This window comes from Paenibacillus algicola (assembly GCF_005577435.1).
Classification (GTDB): Bacteria; Bacillota; Bacilli; order Paenibacillales; family Paenibacillaceae; genus Paenibacillus_AQ; species Paenibacillus_AQ algicola.
The window spans coordinates 2,879,916-2,904,202 of sequence record NZ_CP040396.1; the positions used below are offsets into that span (position 1 = coordinate 2,879,916).

The following is a 24,287-nucleotide window of genomic DNA, read 5'->3' on the forward strand; positions in this document are numbered from 1 at the left end:
AATGAACACCAACCTCGTTACACATTTTATATGTATGACGAGGTAAAATCAACCATTTTTTTTAAGGAAACTCCTTGTCACTACGCGACTTTTTCGTTCAGCATCGTTACACAATCCGGGAACTCAGGGTCACATGGGTGTAACGCTCGGTTGTACGGTTGCTGGCATGGCCGGGCAGCTCCTGAATATAACGAAAATCTGTGCCCGCTTCAAGCAAATGAGCTGCAAATGAATGCCTTAGTACATGAACGCTCACTTTTTTAGCCGCATTTTTATTTCCAGCACGGCGGAAGGATCTTGTGGTGACTTACAGATTTCTAACAATGAAAAACCACCTCCTATACTACATGCCTGCTCAAAAGCACAAAAAAAGCCTGCAGGCCATCATGATGACCCACAGGCTTCGTGCTTCGCTGCCTACATACATAGGATAAAGCTTCTCCCGCTTAACAAACAAGCCGCTTTTAGTTCCGCCACGTGCCTCACGAGCAGCGGCTGTAGCCGCAGCTGCTGCACGTTTTGCAGCCCTCGATGTTGATCAATGTTGCACTGCCGCAAGAGGGGCACAAATCCCGCGAGCCGGCGATCTGCTCATCAGCCCCGTCCGTCTCAGCCCTAGCAGCAGCGCTCATCTCTGCATGAGTCTCGACTGCACCATCTCCAAGCTCTATGCTCATCTTAGCACCGCCTTCACCGCCTCCAGCCAGCCCCGTCCCTGCTGCGCAAGTCTCTCCTTGACCGCTGGCACTGACTGCATGCAGCTCCAGCGCCTTGGCCACGGCATCGGCAATAGATTCTACGCGGTTAACACCAAAGCCAATAGCCCCGGAACCGCCGATGCCTTTAAGATGCTTGATGAGCAGCTCCACCTTGTTGCCATGATCCCCATAGCGCAGGAACAGCGAGCAGACGCGCCCCAGAGCTTCCGCCATGGCAAATACATCAGAGCCTGCTTTGCCGACATTCAGGAAAATTTCTCCCGGGATACCATTCAAATCATTGATGGTAATATACGCCATGCCGAAAGGCGTGTTCATCTTGTAAGTAGCACCGCGCAGCACGGCAGGACGTCTCTTATACTGCTGATCCAGACTGCTTTTTCCACCGGCTGTTCCTGCCCCAGTCATTTCTTCCGCTGCCCTCTGCTCATGAGGATGCTGAATGCCGAAATCACCGGCTGTTCCTGCCCCTGCTGATCCACCACGGTCCTCCTCCGTCCCCCTTGAGGCCCCCGGCTCCGGAGAAACCACCTGCTCCCTCAATTCCGCATCCGGTCCGTCCCCTGCGGACTGTGCCGATGTTTCCTTCACAGACAGGTCCTGCTCCTTCTTCTCTGTTTGCAGCACCTGCACATCCCGGCTTCCGTCACGATAAATGGTCACACCCTTGCAGCCCAGGTCAAAGGCAAGCTCATACAGCCGCTTCGTATCCTCGATCGTAAAATCTGCCGGACAGTTCGCCGTTTTGGAGATTGAGCTGTCCACCCAGCGCTGAATGGCGGCCTGTGCCACAATATGATCCTCCGCCGACAGCTCCATCGCCGTCACGTAATAGCTCGGCAGCTCTCCCCCCGGATGGCTGTCCAGATATTCCTGAGCTATGGGCACGAGCTGCTCATCATAGCCTAGGCGGCTTTGGCGAAAATATTTGAATGCAAAGTAGGGCTCAATGCCTGTCGAGGTACCCACCATCGTGCCGGTGCTGCCCGTCGGCGCCTGTGTAATGACCGTTACGTTTCGGATGCCTTTGCTGCGAACGGCTTCGCCTACCTCCGGATAGACCTCAACGATATTTTTCATAAAGCCGCTCTGCAGATACAGCTCTGCATCAAAAGCCTTAAACGAGCCTTTCTCCATCGCAATATCTGCGGATGCCAGATAAGCCTCACGGGCGATAAAGCCATATAGCTTGTCCAGGAATTCCAGCGATTCCGGGCTGCCATAACGAATTTTCAGCTTGATCATCAGCTCCGCCAAGCCCATCGTGCCCAGGCCGATCCGGCGTTCCTTTTTTTGATTCTTTTCATTTTCCGGGAAATGATACGGCGTCGTATCGATTACATTATCAAGAAAACGTACCGACCAGCGGGTCGTCTCCGCCAGCTCCTCCCAGGCAACGTCCTGCTGGCAGTCATCGTAAAACCTGGATAAGTTTATGGCCGATAAATTGCATACACCCCAGCCTGGCAGCCCCTGCTCTCCGCACGGATTAGTACAGATAATAGGGTTAAAATACCAGCTGTTCGACATCTGGTTGTAATATTCCATAAACACGACACCCGGCTCTGCCGATTTCCATGCTGATTCCACAATCGTATGCCAGATTTCGCGAGCCTTGACGGTTTTGTAAGGAATGACCTTATGGCCGGCTGATTTCCAGGCATCCAGATCTCCGTTCCAGCTCTCGTCGTACGCCGCGTCGCGGGTGTCCGGAAATACCAGCTCCCACGATGCATCCTCCTTGACCGCCTTCATAAAGGCATTGCTGACACAGACCGAAAGATTCGCATTGGTCACTTCGCCCATCTTCTGCTTAACCGTAATAAAATCCAGCACATCGGGATGCCAGTCATTCATCATCAGCATCAGGGCCCCCCGGCGGCTCCCGCCCTGCTCAATCAGGCCCGTGGTGTAGCTGAACAGCCCACCCCACGACACGGCACCACTGGAGGCGCCGTTTACGCCGCGAACAAGAGCGCGGCGAGGGCGAAGGGAAGACAGATTGATGCCAACCCCGCCGCCACGGGACATGATCTCCGTCATTTCGCCCAGCGTTTTCATAATGCCGCCCCGGCTGTCCTGCGGGGAAGGGATCACATAGCAGTTAAAGAGCGTCAGCTCATCGCTTGCACCCGCCCCGGCTGCAATACGCCCCCCTGGAACCAGCTTCCAGCCATCCAGAATATGCCGGAATCTACGCTTCCATTCCTGCTGCAGTGCCGCTGTAGGCTCTGCTGACGCCATCGCGCCCGCCAGGCGATCCCACATTTCTTCCGGTGTACTCTCCACCGTCAAGGTCAGCTTTTCTACCTCTGTAGTGACAAGCTCTCCCGAGCGAGTCTTCACCGTAACGTGATCTCCTTCCCGCTCAACAATCTCACCGACCTCCTTGGCGGGAAATTTAGGGTCGTCCTTCGTCAGCACGAGAACCACATCCCCCACCTTGGCCTGCTGGACATCGCTATTTTTCCAGGCGTATCGGTCCAGAAAAATCTTCTCGCTAAGCCCCTCGAGCCTGTGCACCCTTTTACCCGTCATTCTCAACGACCTCCTTCATCAATGAATGGATCAGCACCTTATAATGACAGTCTCTGGTTATGAAGCTTCTTTTTTTCGTCCATACTACTTTTACACCGCATGCCCGGACACTTAAATCAAAAGGAGGAGATTCACCTGAACTCATCGTCATCGGACTCCAGCCATATTATTACGGATCAGCGCATCCCTGTTCCCCTTCACCTAGACCGAACCTGGCTTCATGACCTGAACAGCCGCTTGGACAAAGGCGGTCCCTGGGGAGATTACGCACTGTCCCGCTTAGCGCTGCAGGGTGAAGAGGCCTCCCTGGTCACGAGCTTTGAGGAATTGCAGTGCCTGAAGCAGATCGGGAGCCTGTCTCCTCTTCCCCACCAGATCGATACAGCTCAAAAGGTATTGTTCCAAATGTCCGGACGGGCCATTCTTGCCGATGAGGTAGGACTGGGCAAGACGATCGAAGCCGGCCTGATTCTAAAAGAATATATGATCCGCGGCCTCGTCTCCAAGGTGCTCATTCTCGTCCCGGCCTCCCTCGTGCTGCAATGGGTGCGGGAGCTCAACTCCAAGTTCGGCATTCCGGCCATCGCCCAAAAAAAAGCCTACTCCTGGGGTAATGACATCGTCGTCGCCTCTATGGACACTGCCAAGCGGGAGCCCCATCAGAACCTGTTACTCAATGAGGAATATGACATGCTGATCATTGATGAGGCCCACAAGCTGAAGAACAAGAAGACGACCAACTATCAATTTATTCAGAAGCTGCGTAAAAAATATTGCCTGCTCCTCACCGCTACACCCGTGCAAAATGATCTCAGCGAGCTGTTTAACCTGATTACCCTGCTCAAGCCGGGTCAGCTCGGCCGCCAGGGCGAATTCTCGGCCAACTTTGTCGTGGATAAGCGCCGACCGAAAAATCAGGAGCAGCTGAAGGACGAGCTGGCCAAGGTCATGATCCGCAATCGCCGGGGAGAGGGGCCGGTACAATTCACCAAACGATCGGTGCGTAATGCACTGCTCCAGCTCTCTGATGACGAGCAGACACTCTATGACGGAGTTACGTCATTTGTGAAGGATCAGTATCAGGCTGCCGGGGGGAATATGAGCAGCATGCTGTCACTCGTCACCCTGCAGCGGGAGGTGTGCAGCAGCCGCGATGCCGTCTTTGTCACCCTCGTGAACCTGGCCAAGAAGCTGCCCGAGGATTCTCCTGTCCGCGACCGGATCTGGGATCTGGTTCATTTGATTAAAGCCGTTAAAGCCAACACCAAAGCAGAGAAAGCGATCGAGCTCATCCAGGGCATGAATGAAAAAGTAATCGTCTTTACCGAATACCGGGCAACACAGGAGTATTTACTGAACTATTTCCGCGATCACGGGCTGACCTCCGTTCCTTATCGGGGAGGCATGAACCGCGGTAAAAAAGACTGGATGATGGACCTGTTCCGGGGCAAGGCCCAGGTTATGATCGCCACAGAAGCCGGCGGTGAAGGCATCAACCTGCAATTTTGCCACCATATGATTAATTTTGATCTGCCATGGAATCCCATGCGGGTGGAGCAGCGGATCGGACGCGTCCACCGCCTCGGTCAGCAGAACGATGTCCACATCCATAACCTGTCCACCAAGGGCACGATTGAAGAGCATATCCTGAGCCTGCTGCATGAGAAGATCAACATGTTCGAGCTGGTCATCGGCGGACTGGATGTGATCCTGGAGCGGCTGGAGAAGAAGGAATCTATCGAGAAAAGCCTGTACAAAATCATGCTGGAATCAAGCAGCGATGACGAAATCCGCCATAAGCTGGGCTCTTTGGGAGATACACTGCATCAGCTCAAGGAAGAGCTGGAATTACAGACACCCACGAACATCCTACGAGAAGAGGAGGCCTGAATATGAGCCTGTCCCCGCAGCAGATTCAGCAGCATGTTTCCGTATATTTAGATGCTACACAGTGTCAGGTGCTGGAGCGGTCTCCCCAGCATGTAACCGTAAAGCTGTCCCCTCAGGCGGATAAAATGCTGACGAACCGCCCCTATTATTGGGGCTTTATCGAGCGAACCGGTGCGCCGGCCGAGACATTATCCTTCACGTTTGTGTTTGATCCCGAAGCTTACGAAGCACAGCTTGAAGCCAAAGCCCGCGCTGATCAGACTTCTGGCTCTGGAGCCTCTGCTGCTCTTGCTCAAGACCCTTTGCTGTCCCGCTATTACGGCAGTGCTCCTGTTCCTATGCTTCCCGTGCTGGGGCCGGGGCGAATCCAGCGGGAGGATGTGACCTTCGGCAGCCGCCGTCTGCAGCAAATCTGGCAGGCTGCGCGCGAGGAAGGGCAGTATCTGTATCTGTTTGAGGAGCCGGAGCCGGAGGCCAGGCCCAAGACCAGATCCGCGGCATTGGAGCAATGGCTGGGCGTCTGCTTCAAGGTAGAGTTCAGCTGTGACCTCAAGCGGGAAGAGCTGCACTATGTGGCCATTTCTTTATCCCGAAAACAGATTGTCTCCCAGTTTGACACGCAGCTGCAGGAGCGAAGCTTATCTCCACGGCTGCCGGAGTATGTGCACATACGTCCAGCGGTGCTGTCCCTTGCTCAAGGAGCGGAGCTGCTGGAGCAGCATCTGCTGGAGCAGCTGAGCGAGCGGGATTACAGCTGGGCCTCCCAGGCGAAGGTCAGGCTTGCAGAGGAGCTGCGGATCGTGGACAGCTATTACGAGGAGCTCCTGAAGGAGCCGGACGAGGAGAAGCAAAGACTCATTCAGGAGCAGCATGAGGCTCGGCGCAGTGAGATGCAGTGGCAGTATGAGCCCAAAATCTCGCTGTCCGCCATCACCTGCGGTTTGTTTCATCTGCATTCGCCGGTTCATGCGCCCTCCTGAGCCTTCTCGCTACATTTAGCCAAAATCACACCTGCTTTTGCCGCATGTCCACCGACACGATGCAGCAGTCTTTTCAGGGCTTGTCCCCTACAATGAAGCGTATATTGAAAAAGGCGGTGTAGCCCGTGCCCATCCTTTCGTTTCTATTACAAAGCTCTGTCATCAGAGCCATATGCGCCCTGCTCTCCCTCAGCTTGTGCGCGGCACCTGCAGGACATGCCAAGGAAGCCCCGGCTGTCATTAAGCCCGGGCTTCAACCGTGTGCTGGCACACAAGTCCCTTCACCTAAGAGACTCAGCACCTTCATCAATCAGGCCGCCCTTTCCCTCGGCGTGCCTTCTGCCGTGGAGAGCTTCGCTCGCGAAAGCATTGAGCAGCTCTCGCAGCATCCGCCGTTCACAGGCTGGACAGAAGCCAGCGCTGATTACGTTCCGCTGGGGCCTGGCACCCATAGCTGGCTGGTCATGCTTCAGGAAGCGCAGGTGCCGATTGGATATCTTATCATTACCGCAGACGAAGAAGGCGGCTACATGCTGAGTGAATACGGCATCGGAAGTGATCTGCCCTACAGCCTGAACCGACTGGAAGATGCATTGGCTGCTCTCGGACTCAGCCTGCCCATGGATCCTAGGATGAATCAAGGAACATCCCTTACTGTGGAAACCTTTTATGATCCCTCCAGCCCTTTCTGGAGAATCTCTTCAGCCAACAGCCCTTCCCTGTATATCCACGGCATTACAGGCGATCTGCTGCCTAATACGGCATTCACCAGTAAGGCTCTTACTGGAGTCACAAACGAAGACGTTCATACCTCCATCGCTTCAGGCTTAGTCTCTTCCGCCTCGTCATGGGCTCCGGCAGCAGCTGCACTGGGCAAGGGCTCACCTGATCCCTATAGTAATTTGCTATGGAAGCTAGGTACACCAAGGCGCATAGTGACCGCAGAGTCGCTCCAGCCGCTGCTAATTGCACAAAGCCGCAGCGCCGTTATCTTTGACGCCGGGAAGCTGAATCCTCTTCTCGCTGGGCCGCTGTCATTGACGGGCTCACAGCTATGGTCCCGTGACAATCAAGTGATGATGTACGTAGCTGCTTCTCATCATGGCATCCGACTTCAACGCTATTTGCCTTCTGAAATTCTGATCGGACATGGACAATTCTATGTTCAGGCTCCAGAGACCGTACCTTCACTAAGCTTGGGCAGTCCCTGACTAGCCATCTCAAAGCGCCAACTCCGGCAGCAGATCACTTTAGCCTGGACGTTAGCGACGCCGTCGCTTGCGGGTTTTTTCCACCACATCCTCTTTCCAAAGAGACATTGAAAATGGCAGCATCCCGAACCAGCGGGTGCTCCAGGGCTCCTTCGCCATCCTTCTGCGCCGTTCTTCTTTGGGCGTTCCCATATAGCTGACGACGCGCTGTGTAATATATTTTATTAAATCATCACTACTGGCCATTATGACACCTCCTCCTTGAGTATAAAGCGTGTTCTTTCTTCTACAGGATGCACGGAACGCCTCCATTCTAGACCTTTAAGGCATGATATACCGGATAATGCGCATCCTAGGAGCAGATGATTATGAAGGAAGGCAGGTGCTCCTTGAATGCGTAAATTCAATCTAAAAGCTCTTCTGAGCCTGTGGGCGGCTCTTGTTGTACTGCTGGGACTGCTGCCGTCAAACTGCTGGGCTTCATCGCCTCAAACTTCAAAGCAGCTTCATTCTTCCGAAGACAGCAGCAGTCAAATACAGCAGCATCCGTTCATGCACCGTGCGGTGCTTATTGATGTCGGACACGGAGGGATCGACGGCGGCACCTCATTCCAAGGCTTATTGGAAAAAGATATCAATCTCGCCATTTCCCGAAGATTGTATATGCTGCTTCGCAGTGAAGGGATTCCTGCGGTACTGAACCGGGATCAGGATTATGCGCTTAGCGACGATAATCGCTGGCATGCCAGCCGCTCCAGGCATCAGCGGGATCTGTCCCAGCGAAAGCAGCTGAGCCATGAAATTCCGACCGCGATGATTGTCAGCATCCATGTGAATTGGGCCAAGAACAGCTCCAGAAGCGGCGGGATCGTTCTCCATCAGCCTGAGGGCCGCAGCACGCTGCTAGCCGGCTGTATTCAGCGGCAATTTAATGAGCTCTACCAGCTTCAGCACACCTTTACAGTCGGCAAGCCCTTTTACCTGCTGAAGCTGTCCGAGGTTCCCGCTGTCATTGTCGAAACCGGATTTATCAGCCATCCATCAGACCGCCAAAAACTGACCAGCCGGAAAGGGCAGGTTGAAATTTCGGAGGCGATAGTTAAAGGCATTATCAGCTATCTAACCATGTATGAATAATTGGTTATTCATACATGGTTTTGTTATACAAATCCATTATGTGTACCTAAAAATGATTTTATGTGATTTATTATGACATTTTATAATGAAATTCGTGATTTTCCCCTAAATTCTCTCTTTTATTTCCCAAAATTTATGGTAGTATAACTAACATATAGGATCATAAAAAGTACCATCGGGATCAGGGGGAGATCACCATGTTTGAGGGACTGAGAGTAAAGGAAGGCTTTCCGTTATGGAGATCCTGGCGCTTAAACCGCCACATGCAGAAGGATGTCGAGCACATTTTTGAGGGCATTGCGGAGAACCGCAAGGATTTGCTGATGTCCTGGACGACAGAGTACTGGGGGCATCTGGAGCGTCTGCAGCATGTAATGCAAGAATCCTTTACGGCTTCCGATGCAACCGCGAATGCCAGGAGCGGCCATAGCAAGCCCGAGCACTGGAGCTCTTTGTTGGGACAGGTCTATACCCGGGCGGCCGATTTTACAGAGCTGTTTATACTGGACCCTCAGGGACAAGTGCAATACTCCACGCATGGGGATCATATTGGCACTTGTTATGCTGCAGGAAGCTCTATCGGGGACGCTGTTCAGTATGCGCAGAATACGGCTGAAGGCCGGATGCTGCTAGGTCCTTACGCAGATTCCAGGACGCAGGAGCTGGGAGCGAGAAGCTCTTCTTTTCACGACGCCATGACGCTGCTGTTCATTCAGGTCATGCTGCATGAAGGGACATGTACCGGAATGATATGCGGCAGAGTACCGAATGACGTCATCGGAGACCTGATCCAGCGTGAATCGGGTCATGTCTATCCTGACTCCGGAGATAATTACATATTTATGGCGAAGCCCAGCTATCATAAGCAGATTCTTCCTGGTACCGCATTATCACGCAGCCGTTTCGAGGATCGGACCTTTACACACGGAGAGAACCTGAAGGACGGCGTTCACACGGAATACGGGACGGTCACAGTTAAGCACCACACAGAGCTGGAGCTTATATTCAGTGATCCCGCCACAGGCAGTCTGCATCCTGGTGTGGCCGGAACGATACAGAACGGGAGTAATTTATTTGTGGCTTATCCCGGATATCCCGACTATCGGCATATTCCCGTGATCGGTAAGGGAGTCACCTTTCAGCTCCCGCATTGTCCGGATGTATGGGGCATGATGTGTGAAGGAGACTTCGAAGAGGTATACCGGATTCGCAGCCTTGGCTTTCGGATGTTCAAGTCCCAGCTTATGTCATCTCTTGTCCTTGCGACACTAATATTCGGCATATTGTTTGCGGCTGCCTCCTTTACTTCTCCTCTCATCACGGCCTTCAGCGGCGGAGCCCTTTGCCTGATCTTCGGATTGGTAAGCTTCTTATGGCTCCGATCCCGTGAAATTAGCCGCGTAAGTGACCAAATGTCTGATTTGACCCGCTTCATTCGTATGAACGCCGAAGGACGGGGTGATCTGACTCAGCGGCTGGACCCCGGGCATTTTCAAGATGAAACACGGGAGCTGGCCAAATGGATCAATAATATGATCGACTCGCTGGAAGGAATTATGATGCAGGTCAAATGGACAGCCAGCGACGTTTCCGCCAGCCAGCAGACGATGCAGGATACTACCTCACTGACCGTTACCTCCGCAGAAAGGGTAAGCGGGAATGTACATGAGATGATTCGCAGCATGCGGATGCAGCTGCAGGACATTGATATTGCCCGAGAGAGCACCGAGAATATGAAGGAAGTTTTGCTGGAGCTGGAACGTCAGGCTCACGAGCAGATCGAAGTGGCACGCAGCGAGGTTCGGGGCATCGGCGACAAGATGTCTCATATCTCCACCCGAGTGGAAGAGAGCAATCAGAGCATTCGTGCTTTCGTGGAAACGGTTCAGGAAATTCGAAACGTACTGCATGCCATTGAGCAAATCTCTTCACAGACGCAGCTCCTTGCGCTAAATGCATCCATTGAAGCTGCACGGGTAGGCGAGCATGGACAGGGCTTTGCTGTCGTCGCCTCGGAAATACGCAAGCTGGCCGAGCTCACGAGCAAATCCACGGACGAGGTGAATGAGATTATCCGGCATATTTACCAGGACACCGAGAAAGCCTTCCGCTCAATGGAAGACGGAAGCCGTGTCATCCGTGAAGGAACACGCCTGGTTGCCGCAGCCTCTGAGCTGCTCTCTTCAGCGGCGGCCGAGGATCAACGGAAGCACCAGGCGGTGGACGAGGTGGTCAGCCTGATGGAGAAAATCGCTCTAGTCAGCAAAGAGAACCGCAAGATCTCCAAGGATGTCGAGCACAAAATGCAGGCTTTAACCTCCGACATTCAGAGTGTCCGGCACACCTCGGGCAGCGTGGAGGCCATCGCCCATTCCATGCAGCAGCTCGTGAGCCAGTTCAAGCTGACAGAGTCACGCATCCGCTAATCCATGCAGCAGCGCAGAACTTCATTCTGTGCTGCTGCTTTCTTTTGTTCTCTTTCCTACCTTAACGGCAATACATCTCTGCTCCAGCCGGTGCTCTCCAGCACGAGCTGTGAGATGCCGATAAATTCGACTCCTTGCCGCTGAAGTTCTGCAACGCTGTCACTCAGCCCCTGGGCCGTAATGAGCCCGTCAATCCCGACATGTCCGATGGTGACACAGTATTGATGCTTAGCACCATACTCAGAAGCCAGCTTGAGCTGCTTGACAACATGCGCTTTGGTATGGATATCATCCAGAAAAAGATGGTTGCTTATATCCGGCAGCCCCTTTTCAACAGCCAGCCGTCCGGCGACCGAGCGGTAATTCGTTTTACTGTCCACAAAAAACAACCCATGCTCCCGGCAAACCTCCAGCACCACCGACATGATCCGTTCATCTCCGGTAATCCTGGAGCCCATATGATTGTTCATGCCGACAGCATGCGGAACCTCCTGAATGGCCGCCTCCAGCGTCTGACGAATCTCCTGATGACTCATGCTGGTCGTGATGGCTCCCGGACCTAGCCAGCTTGCCTTGCCTTGCCTGGGCTCCATCGGCATATGAATGATGACATCATGACCCGCTGCATGGGCGCGTTCCGCATCTTCACGGCTTGTGCTCAGAAACGGCATCACCGCTGCCGTGATCTTGACCGGAAGCTGCAGCATCTCCTCGGTCCCCTTCTGGCCGCTGCCAAAATCGTCGATAATAATGGACACCTTTCCAGGCCGAAGCATTTCTTCCTCACCCTGCAAGAAGCCCTCCGCACTCACCCCCACAGTACCTGTCCAGCTTAACACTCCAAGAATCCATAACCACAATATAAGCTTGTTCATCACCTGCATCTCCTTCCACGTGCACCCATCCGGATTTGAATTAACATGTCCAGCGGAAAGACCCTTTATGTACCTGGCGGTGAAGAAACGCAGGCTACATTTTGAATAGCTTTACGGCAAAAAAAAGAATCATCTACTCAGAGAGTAGATGATTCTTTAAGGATGCGGAATATAAAACCCGCTCACACGGCAGCGAGCAGAAAAGGCGGCATCAGACGGCGAAAAAATGATGATGAAGATCGACCAAAACCACGAAACGGCTGGCCTCATGAATCTGGCCGTCATGCCTTTTGATTTTTTGCTCCCCATTCACATAACTCTTCCAAAACGGGTAATAGTGTTTCCGCTTTATCTGTGAGACTGTACTCGACTTTAGGGGGAATTTGAGGATACTCTTTTCGTTTCACCATACCATCTGCTTCCAATTCTTTAAGTTGTGAACTTAATGTTTTATAAGTAATAGCTCCTATCTGTCTTTTCAGATCATTAAAGCGAACCGATTGGTTTTCTGCCAGGAGGTAAATAATAACCATTTTCCATTTACCACCAATAACTGATAATGTATAACCAAAAGGTGTATCTTTAATATTTTTAACTTTACCTTTGTATTCCTCCATACTCATATGTACACTATCCTTTCTGATAGTACCTATCAATAAAGTGCGTACTATTTTTTTTATGTACTTTCATTCTAGACTAACCTTAATTTAAGTAAAGGAGAGAAAAAAATGACTAATGTCAAAACCTACAATCACGATCTTTGGGATCACGGAATATCCCAGGGATACTCCGTATACGGAACGATCTATATTTCAGGACAATTTTCCCACGACACAGCTGGCACGTTCGTTGGCGAAGGCGATATCGAGGCACAGACCAGGCAAACTCTGGAAAATATGGATCGCTTGCTGGCGCGATTTGATGTCACGAGGTCGAACCTCGCTTATGTGGAGATCTATTTGACAAACGCTCAAGAACATTCCGAGCCGGTCATCCGGCTGTTCAAGGAATACGTAGGACAACACCGGCCTGCCGGCAGTCTCATCGGCGTGACATATCTTGCGTTCCCTGAGCAATTGATTGAAATTAGCGCCGTAGTACACGGTGACTAACTCGACTACCGCGGTCGGCGCAGCAGGGGCGGTCGGGCTTCGGATAGGCGCGACCGCTATTCGCGCAAAACAGAAGGATATCGCCAAGTAAAACCAAATGATACCGTATCTACACATTCCACCATCTTTTCCGTCATTCTGCGATAATCTCAGACGCTGATTTTCTGTTATGCAAGTTCCAGTAATATTCGATCGCCAACACAATTACATTTTCATTTGAAGTAAGATAGCGTAATAGACCGCCCTTTTTTACAAAGGCGGTTGTTTTTCTTATTGCTAAAAAGGAGTTAACCAAGACCAAGTGATAGGAACGGGAATTTTCGTTCATTCGGCGGTAGTAATCGATTGTGCCGGGAAGTTCTTGTGTATTGCACGGGTATTCATCAAGGAGGACTATTCGGGGTTTAGTCTGGCCTATTTGCGATTGAATCAGTTCCAGCAATTTGTTTTTGTCGAATTTATCAGCAAAGAGCAGCGCCCCATACAATTGCAGGTTCACATATTCCGATTGGGTGCCGTACGTATTTGTAATGGCGTTTTTCCATTAAGGCCAGCAATTCATAGCCGTGAGCGTCGGGATTTTGGATGAGTAAGCCAAGGATGAGTAAGGGAATCAAGGCTGCATCACCTTCGCCATCAGCGCCTAGAATTCTGTGTACTAAAACCGGCGCCAGGTGAAGCCGTTCCTGGAGTAAAGTTGTTGTGCCAACAGTTTATACTAGTGGATGTGGTATATAAAGTTCTTCTAAACGGGTAATTTCTTCAGAAGTCAATTTAACCGACAACGCTGAAACCGCATCTTCCAGATGGCTGATTTTCGTCGAACCCACAATCGGCGCGGTAACCTCTTCTTTTTGTAGCAACCACGCGAGTGCAATTTGCGCACGCGAAATTCCCCGGTTAGCAGCAATTTCTCTAACTCTTTCAGCGACTTTGCGATCTGCCTCTTCCGTTTTACTAAACAATGCCTTTGCTACCTGGTCCTTCTCTGATCGCGCGGTCTGCTCATTCCAATCCCGTGTTAACCGGCCTGCTGCCAAAGGCAGGTAAGGAGTAACGCCAACTCCCTCGTCACTGCAAAGGGGGAGCATTTCTCGTTCTTCTTCCCGATAGAGCAGGTTTAATCGATTTTCCATGGAAACGAACCGTGTCCAACCGTTGCGCTCTGCGACATGCTGAGCTTTCGCAAACTGCCATGCCAGCATGGAGGATGCACCAATGTATCTGACCTTGCCCGCCTTAACTAAAGCGTGAAGAGCCTCCATGGTCTCCTCAATTGGCGTATTAGGATCCCATCGATGAATCTGGTATAAATCGACATAGTCTGTTCCGAGTCGTCTTAGGCTGTTATCAATTTCGATCATGATAGCTTTACGGGAAAGTCCCATTGCATTGGGACCTTTGCGCATCGGAACAAATACCTTTGTTGCTATGACGACTTCGTCCCGATGTGCAAATTCCTTTAAGGCACGCCCGAGAATTTCTTCACTTGTTCCGTCGGAATACATGTTGGCCGTACTGAAAAAGTTGATGCCTGATTCGAGCGCCTTCTTAATAATCGGTCTGCTTTGCTCCTCATCCAGAGACCATGGGGTATTGCCGCGTTCAGGGACCCCAAAGCTCATGGTTCCAAGGCTTAACCGCGAAACATCCAAGCCGCTGCGTCCAAGTTTTACATATTCCATTTGTTAATACACTCCTTAAGTATATTTTATCCAAGCCTTCACATTGTCTACACCTATCTCGGTGTGCCAGTGGCTCGAGACTACATCACCACGGGAGTTGGCGTCTTTCGTTTGAGAATGTACCCGTCGGACCGTCCCCGTCGAGGAGCGCAAGGCGCATGGGATGTCGCGCGGCTTGCTCGACGGTGCCTGTGCCCTCAAAGTTGTTGAGATCCGTCGCGGTGAAGCCCGGGCATACCGCATTGACCTTAATGGGCGCCCTGACTTCCCGACCTCCTCGAGAGCCCTGCCCGGCTGACCCGTGTGCGATATACCCGCATTGTTCACGAGCACATTGAGCCGACTGAGTTCGCTGCGGATGTACTCTGCCGCGGCGGAGATCGAATCCTGATTTGTAACGTCGAGTTGGAGGATGCGGGAATCTGCTCCGACGCTCTTCGCGGCCGTCTCCCCTTTCTAGTGGATTTAATGCTCAATTTTGGATTGCAAATTAAGGTTGATACTTCAACTTTAAAGTCGCCAGTTTCCTCTCAAGTTGACGTGTCAACCTAAGTGTAGATTACTACCTTGTGGTTGACATGTCAACAATGATATTATACTTTCATGGATACTAACAAAATAATCGAAGATGAAATGAAAATATGGAATATGTGGAAAGGCTCCTTTAAGCGAATTTTCGGTCGCGTCGTTAAGGAGCTTTCTGAACATACAGGACTATCAGAAGGAGACTTTGGAATATTAGACCGGCTAGTCCAATTTGGAGATGGCAAGCTTCGCCAACAGGAACTAGCCGACTCGATGAACTGGGATAAGAGCAGATTATCCCATCATTTGTCGCGAATGGAAAAACGGGGCCTTGTTATAAGAAGTCCATTAGATACCGAACGAGGTGTCCAGGTCATCATTACTTCTGCCGGAAAAGCTGCTTTAGATGAAGCTCTGCCCATCGTCTCAATGGCAATACGCAAGTATTTTTTGGATCAATTAACCGAGCAAGACATTGAATCAATTACGAAGCTGGCAGAAAGAACGAAAAACGACCCTAGCCTCCGGTAAGCCTAGTTAATCACTTTTCTGGGAGCTGTCCATGCTGTGCTGTATAGTCGAATACTACAAGAAACTGAACCGGCCCTCCCCTTTATCTGTGCCCCCCAGAAACACGCAGCAGCCTATTTGATTCGGCTTTTTCGACAGTCGCGGGTAGCTCATCTTCTTCTTTACCACTACCGATGATACGGTTCTCCGTACTGTCTGAAACGGCAAACTTCAGGGTTATCCTTTGCAGGAGGGCCCTGAGGTTGGTTACCATTTTCAATTATCATACCCGTGAACACCCAAAAGGTTACTCGGCGAATACCATTTACAGAGATATAGACTCCTTTAGAAAATCCCTTTAACGCTTTCCGTTTGATTCTCTGGTTTCACATAGATCACGGCCATTTCATTCGCTTCCACGTTCGATTCATTCTGAACTTCATCTGCATTAAGATGATACAGCTTTTTAAGGCTGTTCTTATCCCCTTTTTCCATTAAAAAAACACAGGAGGTCAGATTGAAACCAGTCTTTAGTTCGTTGCTGATAGCTATTTCAGGGACTAAGGCAAACCCTTTTCCACAGCTTACATATTGTTTTATCATCTCAAGACTTGGTAGCTCTAACGCATCTTTAACGATAATCCCGGCATTTTTCAAAACATCTACAGCAGTCGTATGATACAAACAAGAGGTACCGCTACTTATAAAAAGCTCGTCATTTAGAATGTGGACTCCCGCGTTTTCCACCCTCCGAGCTATATCCTCAGACGCAGCAAAAACGATGGTCTCATCCATAATTGGATAAAAAAAATATAATGCCGATTCGGATTTTGAGGAACAATTCCAAAATCTAGCTCATAATCCAATATACCTTTTAGGATGTCTCGATGCGACCCTTGTTCAATACGCAAATTTACGTTCGGAGAGTTTCTCGTGTATTCCTGAACAAAGGGAAGCATTCGTGTAAGAAAAAAGGATCCGTAGGTTCTATCCCTCGTGGATATCGATGAAACAATTTTTGTCCGCTAATTTTTTCTAACTGTTGGATATGAGTGGTTACAGTGGACTGAACATAACCCAAGCGATCCGCAAGCTCGACTGAAACTTTTTTCTTCAAGCAAAGCAATAAACGCCAGAAAAAAACGACCTTCTAGTAAATCTATCACATCGATCACCTTTCTATATTTCAATTCGAAATAGCAGATATTCAATTTATTCGTTAGTAAAATATATGCTTTTATTATACGATTACTTTAATAAATGAAGATTAGTTATCATCAGCAAATCGTTGGAGATGTCGAAGTTTTTTATCGCGAAGCCGGCCCTAAAGACGGTCAAGTTATTTTATTATTACACGGGTTTCCATCTTCAAGTCATATGTTTCGCGACCTAATTCCCAAACTGGCAGAACAATACCGTGTCATTGCCCCTGATCTCCCTGGATTCGGTCATACAATAACTCCGCCCCGCAGTCAATTTAACTTCACATTTAACAGTCTGTTCCAAGTTATTGAAGGTTTTACTGAAGCTTTAGGTCTCAAACAGTATGTACTTTATGTATTTGATTACGGTGCACCTGTTGGTTATCGTTTGGCAGTGGCTCACCCGGAAAGAGTTCAAGCAATTATTAGTCAGAATGGTAACGCTTATACTGAGGGATTTAGTGACGCGTGGGGATCCTGGGAGACGTATTGGCACTCTCCGACACCTGAAAATCGTGAAGCATGTCGCAATTCCTTGACCCCTGAGACCATACGTAACTTTCAGTATCTACATGGAGCTGATGCCAGCCTTGTTTCACCAGATGGGTATTCCTTGGATATTGCTTTCATGTCGCGCCCAGAAGCTGAAGAAATCCAACTGGACTTGATTCTTGATTATAGAACCAATGTGGATATTTATCCTTACTTTCAGGCTTATTTCCGTAAGTATCAACCTAAACTTTTAGCTGTATGGGGTAAAAATGATCCTGCCTTCCTCGCTGCTGGAGCTGAGGCTTATAAGCGTGATATTCCATCTGCGGAAGTCCATTTACTTGATACTGGGCATTTTGCTCTCGAAACACATGCTAAAGAGATCAATGAGCTAATTCAACAATTCTTAAAAAAATGTTAATAACAAACTAAAAGGCTGACGACCGAGACATAGTGTCGGAGCATGTTCCAGCTATTTAGGGACCTGCTTCCGACATTTTTTGTTCCTACTTGGTGTGTAGCTCAAAGTGCATTTCACAATTTCTCGCTAGGTGATCGAATCAACCCTGGAAAATCACTCAGAACTTTCCTCTTGTGCTCAAGCCATTATCCACGACAGCAAACATCTTTGCACTTCTAGATCACAGTTCAAATGTTTCATCTGTACAGGTCATGAGCAACACCTTGCAAATCCCAATTATGCAAAAAGCTCCTGAATCGTCGCAAGGACAAATCCAAGAGCTCGTTAATTGTTAAGGTGATGCGGTCGAGAGGACTCGAACCTCCACGGGGGTTAGCCCACACGGACCTGAACCGTGCGCGTCTGCCAATTCCGCCACGACCGCAAATTGTGTTTGTCGCTCCATCATGAATCATATCGCGGCGACAAGATATATCTTATCATGCTAGCTATATCGTGTCAACACTTTTTTAAAAGCTTGATTAAATCTCAGACTTTCGGTTAAAATAAGAACATAAGTTCGTACTTTAATCCTACATTTGAGGTGATCGTCATGGCTGTATCGGGAATGAGTACTGAAGACCGTTCACTGATCAGGAGCTATATGCTGCTTCGATTCACGCACCGCGTGTTTGAACGGGACTGCCGGATTATTCAGGAGAGCGGCGTCTTTAAGACCCCCGAGCTTTATGTGGAGCTCGTCGGCAATGGCGCCAAGAAGACCGCTCTAATGCTAAAGGAAATCAAGCTCCAATTTGCCACCCGTACAATCAAGATCATCGAAATCACCCGAGATGCTGACGGCGTTCAGGCCCGTTATGCTTGCCGGGGATATATCGGTACTCTTCAAATACTGTGGCCCTGTTTCCAGCAGGAGGTCATGTTCCGCATGCGGGCTTACCTGGGCCTGCATCTTCCTGAAGCGCCGCAGGCGGAAGCCGAAATTTCTGCTGCGCCTGCCTGTCCCTTGCCTTGAAGTGCATTAGCATATAGATATACGTAAAGAACCGCCTGACAGGCAGCAGGGCTGCAATACAGACGGTTCCTTAGCGTGCTTGCACTTTGAGAAGATTGGTCACTCTGCGCTATTTCAGATTGGCCTGAACTCTCATCAAGCCCTGTGACATAGCATGTCCTGCACTGGCAGCCGAGGCCACGGCAGCAGCCTCCATGATCTGGGCATCACTAGCCCCTTTCGACCTTGCCTCTTCCATATGGTAATACGTACAAAGCTCGTTGTTCGCGAACATGGCGATCCCCAGCGCGATCAGCTGCTTTGTTTTTTCATCCAGCTCCCCATCCTGAAAGCAGACCCCGGTGAAGTGATGATAAGACTCTGCAATGGCCGGCATGGCTGTTTTCAGATTGTGGATTTCATGTTTGTAGGCATTGACCTTATCACTGTGAAATTCCATCGATTTATTCCACCTCACTGTAGCTTAACTTCTCCCGTCTAGGTTGTCCCGATGGCAGAAATCTATGCTAGGCATCCAGTGGACTAATGCGCGGTTCGCTATGAAGCTGATAGCTGTAGCCGCGGCTAAGCTTGACCACCCGGCGGTTCCTGCGGCGGATAATAACATGCTCTTCATCCCAGGCGACTACAATCCCGCTCACATCATTGCTTTCCAGACCATCTCGAACGACACGCACTCGTTCCCCGGACAAACGCAGCTCATTTAACTGCTCGTCGTTAATCATACAGGCCCTCCTTTCTCATGATTAAAAAGGCCCCCGCAGGATGAATGTCATCCCGCAGGCAGCCTTCAACAATAAAGCATCATATGGAGAAACATCAGCCTTCTGCGGAGCATTCACTCCCGCACGCACATACGCCTTAACGCTGAGCAGGCTCGATGCTGTCATTCTTCTCAAACCAGAAATCAAGAACTGTGGATGACATAACCCGCTTCTCTACATATTCCACCTGCTGCTCTGTAAACTGCTCTCTCCAGTTATAAGAAAGCTCTTCACACATGCCAGCAATTGTCAGAAGCTCAGACCAGGCTACATAACGCTTATACCAAAAGAACTGAGGATGTTCGATCATATAGGGATAAAGGTCATCGAATTCGGTGTGCTTGCAATCCAGCGCCCGTTCAAAGTGAACCTTCGCTCCGCTCAGCTTCTCGATCAAGTAAGTTTCAGTTACCGGCTCTTTCCCCATGTTGTTGCCTCCTCTCTCTTTCCTGCTCCTACATTATAAAATAAAAACCCCGCACAGGAAAGGCATAGTTGCTATTTTAGGCACAGGTTTCACAAAATTTCCATAAAGTTTATTCATCCACGAAGGTGATTCTGCCGCCTTCCAGCGACTTGATCTGAAGCAGCGGCTCCACTTGAATGCCCTGCTCTCTCAGGGTTCTCGCCCCTGCCTGAAAGCTCTTCTCGATGACAACGCCCAATCCGACCAGCTCTGCTCCTGCCCGCTCAATAATCTTGATCAGGCCGCGGGCGGCATCCCCATTCGCGATAATATCATCAATAAATAATACCCGGTCTTCCTTACTAATAAACTGGCGGGACATCATAATGTCTGTCACAATGCCTTTCGTGAAGGAAGGCACTCGTTCGCACAGCGCATCGGGGTCCGCCAGCAGCGTCTTCTTCCGCCGGGCAAACACCATGGGAACTTCCAACGCAAGCGCTGCTGCAAAGGCAACGGAGATTCCGGAGGACTCCAAGGTCACAACCCGGGTCACACCCTGATCCCGAAACCGGGCAGCAAAAGCCTTACCCATCTCCATAATCAGGGAAGGATCCACCTGATGCGTCAATAATGCGTCCAGCTTAATCACCTGATCTGATAATACGACAGCTTCCTGTAGAACCCGCTGCTTCAACCACTCCATATCCTGACCTCCCACGCCAATAACCTTTGTCGTAAAATTACCACATTTCAAGAGCATCCGGCAAGTCTGTAAATCCCGATAGCCTGCTGAGCCCTCCATAGTCATGTCCTGCCGGGGACGGGCATACCCTGTACTAAGGCTGTATTGACAGGAAACGGAGGGCTGGCAACGTGAACAAACAGGTGCGTGTGCTTCAAATCGCTTTTACATATATCGGAACCATCGTCGGAGCAGGCTTTGCCACAGGACGGGAGATTCTTCAGTTCTTTACGCAGTACGGCTATCTCGCCGTCTTTACGATCCTTCTGTCGACCGTGCTGTTTATCTTTCTCGGCTCCAAAATGATGACCCTCTCCAGAGCCATCGGAGCCGCCTCTTATGAGGACCTTAACCGGCATTTGTTCGGAGAGCGCTTCGGAAGCATAATCAGTCTGATCATGCTCATCATCCTCATTGGCGTGAACAGCATCATGCTTGCGGGTGCAGGCTCTGTGTTTATGGAGAACCTTCACTTCCATTACCAGACCGGACTGCTCATCACCATTGCCGGGTCCTTCCTTATTCTGCGCCGGGGCATGTCATCCATCCTGTACATGAACAGCCTGGTCGTACCGATGATGCTTATGATGTCGCTTCTGATCGTTACGAAGACAGCCACACTGCCGGGTGCGGACCGCTTTATAACGATGACAGGTGACCACAGCCTGCCCAGCGTCTGGCTGGCGCCACTGCTGTATACCGCGTTTAACCTGGTTATGGCTATGCCCGTGCTCGTTCCTTTGGGCAGCCAGACCGGCAGCACGAAGGTAGTACGCTTTGGAGGCATACTCGGCGGAACTGGCATCGGCCTGATGCTGATCTCGGCACATTTTGCGTTATCTGCCCGAATGCCGGGCATCAGCCAATTCGAAATTCCGATGGGAAGCATTGCCCAGCAGCTGGGCTGGTACGTACAAATCGTGTATGTGATCCTGATCTTCCTTGAAATATTCAGCACATTTGTCGCTAATATATATGGCATTACGCTACAGCTTCAGCAGCGCACGACGCTGCACCCAAGGCTGATCACACTCACCATTATGATTATTTGTTATCTGATGAGTCAGTTTGGCTTTAGCTCGCTGCTCTCTATCCTGTACCCGCTCTTTGGCATCCTCTGTCTGTTCTGGGCAGCGCGTCTATCCCTCTTTGGCCTGTCGGCCAGCCGGAAGCTCTAGCTTACAGCGTAGCTCCGTGCTTCAAATAGAGCTTCTTCAGCTCATTGACGGATTTGGACAGAGAATAATGATTCTTGGCCTTATCCCAGGCTGAACGGGCGAGCTCATATCGAAAGAGCGGGTCAGAAATTACCTTTTCCAGCGCAATGCTGAGTGCGGCAGCATCCCCCGGAGGCACGAGCAGACCGTTTACACCGTCTTCAATCTGCTCTGCAATCCCCCCCACATCGCTTCCGATCAAAGCCAGGCAGCTGAGCGCTGCTTCAGCAAATACAGATCCAAAGGCCTCTGCCCGCGATGGAAGCACGAAAATATCGAAGAAGGGCATAAACTCCTCCGGATGCAGCGTATATCCGTAAAAAATCGTCTCCTGATAGATGTCCAGCTCCTTAGCCAGGTGCTCAAGCTCTTCCCGGCAGGGGCCATCCCCTATAATATGAAGCACATAATCATAGCCCTTGCGCTTGAGCTCTGCACAGGCGTACAGCAAAGTATCCAGTCCCTTCGCCGGAACGAGCCGGCATACCGTGATCAGCTGTGGAACAATATTTTCATGCGGGACAGGCTTGAAGCGCTTCTCATCAAATCCGTTATAGATGACGCCAATGCGCTCCGGCTCCTGCACATATGGCGCCATGTAGTGAGCAAAGGAACGGGAAACCGTCAGCACCTGTTCGCTGACAACCTCCAGCTCCCGATACAGTGACGTTAGAAACCGGTGCTCCAGTCCATTTTCCTGAATCCGTCCGTTTAGAATAAGCTCCCGTTCATAGCTGGAATGCACCGTCTGCACCAGGGGTACGTCGGGAAAAACGGTCTTCATGGCCATTCCGGCAATGGGATGATGTGCATGAATCAGGTCGTACGGCTTGTGAATCCGCAGGCGGGCCCACCATATGTAATCCATGTAGGTCTGAATATATTTCTGGACAATGAGGCTCTCACCAAACTCACGCCAGTCAAAGGTACGAAACACGGGCTCCTCCTGCCCTTTATTGCGGATTCTCTTGGGAAGCCAGAACAATTCCATCTCCCATCTGGCGGAATGAAAGCGCTCCTGAAGATATGGGATCATGGAGGAGACGCCTCCTGGCTGTTCAGGAGGGAAGAATAACGCTTGTAGCAATTTCATGGAGCATGCTCCCCTTTCTGCAAATCTCTCTCTTTTAGGCAGCCGCAGGTTGTGATACGATGAATACGAATGATTTCAGGAAAAATATCCCTTCAGGAGTGTTTCGTATTGATGGATCCTTCGGCTTTCTGGAGTAACCTTCCGTTCTCCGGCCTCACCACATTCTGCATTGCCTACGCTTCGCTCATGGTGCTGATCATGTGTACACTGATGTACCTAAGACAGCGAAAGCAGGCTTATTTGCTGATGGCGGCGGCTTTCTTTTTTATTATGACATATGAAGGACTGAACATCCATCTGTTATTATCCGGCGAGCCGCTGTTACATACACAGGATGTCTATCGCCCGCTGCAGCTGTTTTCCCTGGTTCTGCTGAACCTCGCCGTGCTGCTTCTTTACCATCGGATGCGCCGGCTGTACTACGGATTTATCTTTATATGCGGTACACTGCTGCTAATTCCGGTGCTGCTGCAGGCCCCGCCTGATTCATTCGCTTCAGTCCTGTTCTATGATGTATTGGAATGGGCTGTCATTGCTGGCTCCTTCCTATTTGTCGCCCCTTACATTCGCCAGCGGCGCAGATACATGCTCGGGCTCAGCGGGTACGCCGTCTGGGCTGGAGTGCACGGATTTCACTCTTACATCGACGCTAACCCGGACATGCTGCCTCTGCTGGATCTGCTGTCCGGTCTTCCGTTGCTATTTTATAGCGTCATCTTCTTGATGCTGTTTCAGCGAATGATTGAACAGATGCAGTCAATCTACCGCTCCTCTATTACAGATGGCTTGACGGGTTTGTACAATCGGCGATACTTCATGAAGCACCTCGAGCGCTATGTATCTCAGGGAGTGAAGGTGGCGGCGATCTTCTGCGATATTGACAACTTCAAGAAGCTGAATGATACGCAGGGCCATGCCCGCGCGGATGAAGTATTGAAGCAGGCGGCCTGTATTTTGGAGGAAGAGCTTGAAGGACGCGGCTTGGCCGGCAGGTATGGAGGCGAGGAGCTCGTAGCTCTGGTGGTGAGCCGGGGCAGTAAAGCCTCTCTCGTTGCGGAAAAGATCCGCCGGCGCATCGAAGAAGAGACGATCGTCACCGTCAGCGTCGGATATAGCTCTCTTCGCAAGGGAGTAACCGGTGAAGCGCTGATGAAGCAGGCGGACCAGGCCATGTATCACTCTAAAGCCTCCGGCAAGAATCAGGTCACGGATTTCCGCACGCTCCACAGCCGTTCGCGGACGGCGGGCGGTGCTCCCCTGGAGTTAGAAGGGTAAGCCTGGCTCCCGGAGTAGAGGCAGCGAGATGGCTTAATCATACGTTCAC

General features: G+C 50.6%; 23 protein-coding genes, 1 tRNA gene and 3 pseudogenes. 11 read left to right on the plus strand and 16 right to left on the minus strand.

Annotation, left to right across the window (positions count from 1 at the left end; translation table 11 throughout):
• Nucleotides 1-106: 106 nt before the first annotated feature.
• Nucleotides 107-286 (minus strand): annotated as a pseudogene (locus tag E6C60_RS13400) (tyrosine-type recombinase/integrase); the annotation flags it as partial.
• Between the two features lie 196 nt (nucleotides 287-482).
• On the minus strand, nucleotides 483-3,257 hold the full coding sequence (locus tag E6C60_RS13405) for an adenosylcobalamin-dependent ribonucleoside-diphosphate reductase (RefSeq protein WP_138226301.1): 2,775 nt from the start codon (nucleotides 3,255-3,257) through the stop codon (nucleotides 483-485).
• Between the two features lie 99 nt (nucleotides 3,258-3,356).
• Here E6C60_RS13405 and E6C60_RS13410 point away from each other — a divergent pair, with 99 nt between their 5' ends.
• The 3 genes from E6C60_RS13410 (at nucleotide 3,357) to E6C60_RS13420 (ending at nucleotide 7,338) form a co-directional block, all read left to right on the plus strand.
• Nucleotides 3,357-5,147, plus strand: a complete 1,791-nt coding sequence (locus E6C60_RS13410) for a DEAD/DEAH box helicase (RefSeq protein WP_138226302.1) — start codon at nucleotides 3,357-3,359, stop codon at nucleotides 5,145-5,147.
• A 2-nt stretch (nucleotides 5,148-5,149) separates the two neighbouring features.
• A complete protein-coding gene (locus tag E6C60_RS13415) occupies nucleotides 5,150-6,127 on the plus strand; it encodes a YqhG family protein (protein WP_138226303.1) in 978 nt (325 codons plus the stop codon).
• A 125-nt stretch (nucleotides 6,128-6,252) separates the two neighbouring features.
• The gene (locus E6C60_RS13420) at nucleotides 6,253-7,338 is read left to right on the plus strand and encodes a hypothetical protein (RefSeq protein WP_138226304.1); all 1,086 of its coding nucleotides are present in this window, start codon (nucleotides 6,253-6,255) and stop codon (nucleotides 7,336-7,338) included.
• A gap of 51 nt (nucleotides 7,339-7,389) precedes the next feature.
• Here the strand turns inward: E6C60_RS13420 and E6C60_RS13425 are convergent, their stop codons facing one another.
• Nucleotides 7,390-7,584 (minus strand): YqzE family protein, encoded by a 195-nt coding sequence (locus E6C60_RS13425; RefSeq protein ID WP_138226305.1) that lies wholly within the window; start codon nucleotides 7,582-7,584, stop codon nucleotides 7,390-7,392.
• 147 nt (nucleotides 7,585-7,731) lie between these two features.
• Between E6C60_RS13425 and E6C60_RS13430 the strand changes: the two genes are divergently transcribed.
• The gene (locus tag E6C60_RS13430; protein WP_138226306.1) at nucleotides 7,732-8,475 is read left to right on the plus strand and encodes an N-acetylmuramoyl-L-alanine amidase; all 744 of its coding nucleotides are present in this window, start codon (nucleotides 7,732-7,734) and stop codon (nucleotides 8,473-8,475) included.
• A gap of 197 nt (nucleotides 8,476-8,672) precedes the next feature.
• On the plus strand, nucleotides 8,673-10,901 hold the full coding sequence (locus E6C60_RS13435) for a methyl-accepting chemotaxis protein (protein WP_138226307.1): 2,229 nt from the start codon (nucleotides 8,673-8,675) through the stop codon (nucleotides 10,899-10,901).
• 56 nt (nucleotides 10,902-10,957) lie between these two features.
• Here E6C60_RS13435 and E6C60_RS13440 read toward each other — a convergent pair whose 3' ends face one another.
• Both E6C60_RS13440 and E6C60_RS13445 read right to left on the minus strand, forming a co-directional pair.
• On the minus strand, nucleotides 10,958-11,776 hold the full coding sequence (locus E6C60_RS13440) for a divergent polysaccharide deacetylase family protein (RefSeq protein ID WP_233281009.1): 819 nt from the start codon (nucleotides 11,774-11,776) through the stop codon (nucleotides 10,958-10,960).
• Nucleotides 11,777-12,057: 281 nt separating this feature from the next.
• Nucleotides 12,058-12,399 carry a winged helix-turn-helix transcriptional regulator gene (locus E6C60_RS13445; protein WP_138226309.1) on the minus strand — a complete coding sequence of 114 codons (342 nt, stop codon included), beginning with the start codon at nucleotides 12,397-12,399 and terminating at the stop codon, nucleotides 12,058-12,060.
• A 105-nt stretch (nucleotides 12,400-12,504) separates the two neighbouring features.
• Here E6C60_RS13445 and E6C60_RS13450 point away from each other — a divergent pair, with 105 nt between their 5' ends.
• Complete coding sequence (locus E6C60_RS13450; RefSeq protein WP_138226310.1) at nucleotides 12,505-12,888, plus strand: RidA family protein; 384 nt, start codon at nucleotides 12,505-12,507, stop codon at nucleotides 12,886-12,888.
• 256 nt (nucleotides 12,889-13,144) lie between these two features.
• Here the strand turns inward: E6C60_RS13450 and E6C60_RS13455 are convergent.
• From E6C60_RS13455 to E6C60_RS13465, 3 genes and pseudogenes are all read right to left on the minus strand, one after another.
• A pseudogene (locus tag E6C60_RS13455) lies at nucleotides 13,145-13,505 on the minus strand (PadR family transcriptional regulator); the annotation flags it as partial.
• Between the two features lie 96 nt (nucleotides 13,506-13,601).
• Nucleotides 13,602-14,573, minus strand: coding sequence for an aldo/keto reductase (locus E6C60_RS13460; protein ID WP_138226311.1), 972 nt, complete (start codon nucleotides 14,571-14,573; stop codon nucleotides 13,602-13,604).
• A gap of 15 nt (nucleotides 14,574-14,588) precedes the next feature.
• A complete protein-coding gene (locus E6C60_RS13465) occupies nucleotides 14,589-14,987 on the minus strand; it encodes an SDR family NAD(P)-dependent oxidoreductase (RefSeq protein WP_233281243.1) in 399 nt (132 codons plus the stop codon).
• Nucleotides 14,988-15,176: 189 nt separating this feature from the next.
• Here E6C60_RS13465 and E6C60_RS13470 point away from each other — a divergent pair, with 189 nt between their 5' ends.
• Nucleotides 15,177-15,629 (plus strand): MarR family winged helix-turn-helix transcriptional regulator, encoded by a 453-nt coding sequence (locus tag E6C60_RS13470; RefSeq protein WP_138226312.1) that lies wholly within the window; start codon nucleotides 15,177-15,179, stop codon nucleotides 15,627-15,629.
• Nucleotides 15,630-15,953: 324 nt separating this feature from the next.
• On the opposite strand, the pseudogene E6C60_RS21365 reads toward E6C60_RS13470, so the two are convergent.
• Together E6C60_RS21365 and E6C60_RS21375 are read right to left on the minus strand one after the other, a co-directional pair.
• A pseudogene (locus tag E6C60_RS21365) lies at nucleotides 15,954-16,567 on the minus strand (LysR substrate-binding domain-containing protein).
• Nucleotides 16,522-16,734 (minus strand): LysR family transcriptional regulator, encoded by a 213-nt coding sequence (locus E6C60_RS21375; protein WP_325053159.1) that lies wholly within the window; start codon nucleotides 16,732-16,734, stop codon nucleotides 16,522-16,524. Before E6C60_RS21375 ends, E6C60_RS21365 begins: the two are co-directional and overlap by 46 nt.
• Before the next feature lie 134 nt (nucleotides 16,735-16,868).
• Between E6C60_RS21375 and E6C60_RS13490 the strand changes: the two genes are divergently transcribed.
• Nucleotides 16,869-17,723 (plus strand): alpha/beta fold hydrolase, encoded by an 855-nt coding sequence (locus E6C60_RS13490; RefSeq protein ID WP_138226315.1) that lies wholly within the window; start codon nucleotides 16,869-16,871, stop codon nucleotides 17,721-17,723.
• 340 nt (nucleotides 17,724-18,063) lie between these two features.
• On the opposite strand, the gene E6C60_RS13495 is transcribed toward E6C60_RS13490, so the two are convergent.
• Nucleotides 18,064-18,147, minus strand: a tRNA-Leu gene (locus tag E6C60_RS13495).
• A 168-nt stretch (nucleotides 18,148-18,315) separates the two neighbouring features.
• On the opposite strand from E6C60_RS13495, the gene E6C60_RS13500 reads away from it, so the two are divergent.
• The gene (locus E6C60_RS13500; RefSeq protein WP_138226316.1) at nucleotides 18,316-18,738 is read left to right on the plus strand and encodes a YhjD family protein; all 423 of its coding nucleotides are present in this window, start codon (nucleotides 18,316-18,318) and stop codon (nucleotides 18,736-18,738) included.
• A 109-nt stretch (nucleotides 18,739-18,847) separates the two neighbouring features.
• Here E6C60_RS13500 and E6C60_RS13505 read toward each other — a convergent pair whose 3' ends face one another.
• The 4 genes from E6C60_RS13505 to E6C60_RS13520 form a co-directional block, all read right to left on the minus strand.
• Nucleotides 18,848-19,177 carry a carboxymuconolactone decarboxylase family protein gene (locus E6C60_RS13505; RefSeq protein WP_138226317.1) on the minus strand — a complete coding sequence of 110 codons (330 nt, stop codon included), beginning with the start codon at nucleotides 19,175-19,177 and terminating at the stop codon, nucleotides 18,848-18,850.
• 67 nt (nucleotides 19,178-19,244) lie between these two features.
• Complete coding sequence (locus tag E6C60_RS13510) at nucleotides 19,245-19,463, minus strand: hypothetical protein (protein WP_138226318.1); 219 nt, start codon at nucleotides 19,461-19,463, stop codon at nucleotides 19,245-19,247.
• A 136-nt stretch (nucleotides 19,464-19,599) separates the two neighbouring features.
• Entirely contained in the window at nucleotides 19,600-19,929 is a 330-nt protein-coding gene (locus tag E6C60_RS13515; RefSeq protein ID WP_138226319.1) for a hypothetical protein, read from the minus strand.
• A 109-nt stretch (nucleotides 19,930-20,038) separates the two neighbouring features.
• Nucleotides 20,039-20,614 (minus strand): xanthine phosphoribosyltransferase, encoded by a 576-nt coding sequence (locus tag E6C60_RS13520; protein ID WP_138226320.1) that lies wholly within the window; start codon nucleotides 20,612-20,614, stop codon nucleotides 20,039-20,041.
• Nucleotides 20,615-20,784: 170 nt separating this feature from the next.
• Between E6C60_RS13520 and E6C60_RS13525 the strand changes: the two genes are divergently transcribed.
• Nucleotides 20,785-21,831, plus strand: coding sequence for a YkvI family membrane protein (locus tag E6C60_RS13525; RefSeq protein ID WP_138226321.1), 1,047 nt, complete (start codon nucleotides 20,785-20,787; stop codon nucleotides 21,829-21,831).
• A gap of 1 nt (nucleotide 21,832) precedes the next feature.
• On the opposite strand, the gene E6C60_RS13530 is transcribed toward E6C60_RS13525, so the two are convergent.
• Nucleotides 21,833-22,963: a glycosyltransferase family 4 protein gene (locus tag E6C60_RS13530; protein ID WP_138226322.1), complete on the minus strand. Its 1,131-nt coding sequence runs from the start codon at nucleotides 22,961-22,963 to the stop codon at nucleotides 21,833-21,835.
• A 111-nt stretch (nucleotides 22,964-23,074) separates the two neighbouring features.
• Between E6C60_RS13530 and E6C60_RS13535 the strand changes: the two genes are divergently transcribed.
• Nucleotides 23,075-24,238 carry a GGDEF domain-containing protein gene (locus E6C60_RS13535; RefSeq protein ID WP_233281245.1) on the plus strand — a complete coding sequence of 388 codons (1,164 nt, stop codon included), beginning with the start codon at nucleotides 23,075-23,077 and terminating at the stop codon, nucleotides 24,236-24,238.
• Nucleotides 24,239-24,287: the final 49 nt, after the last annotated feature.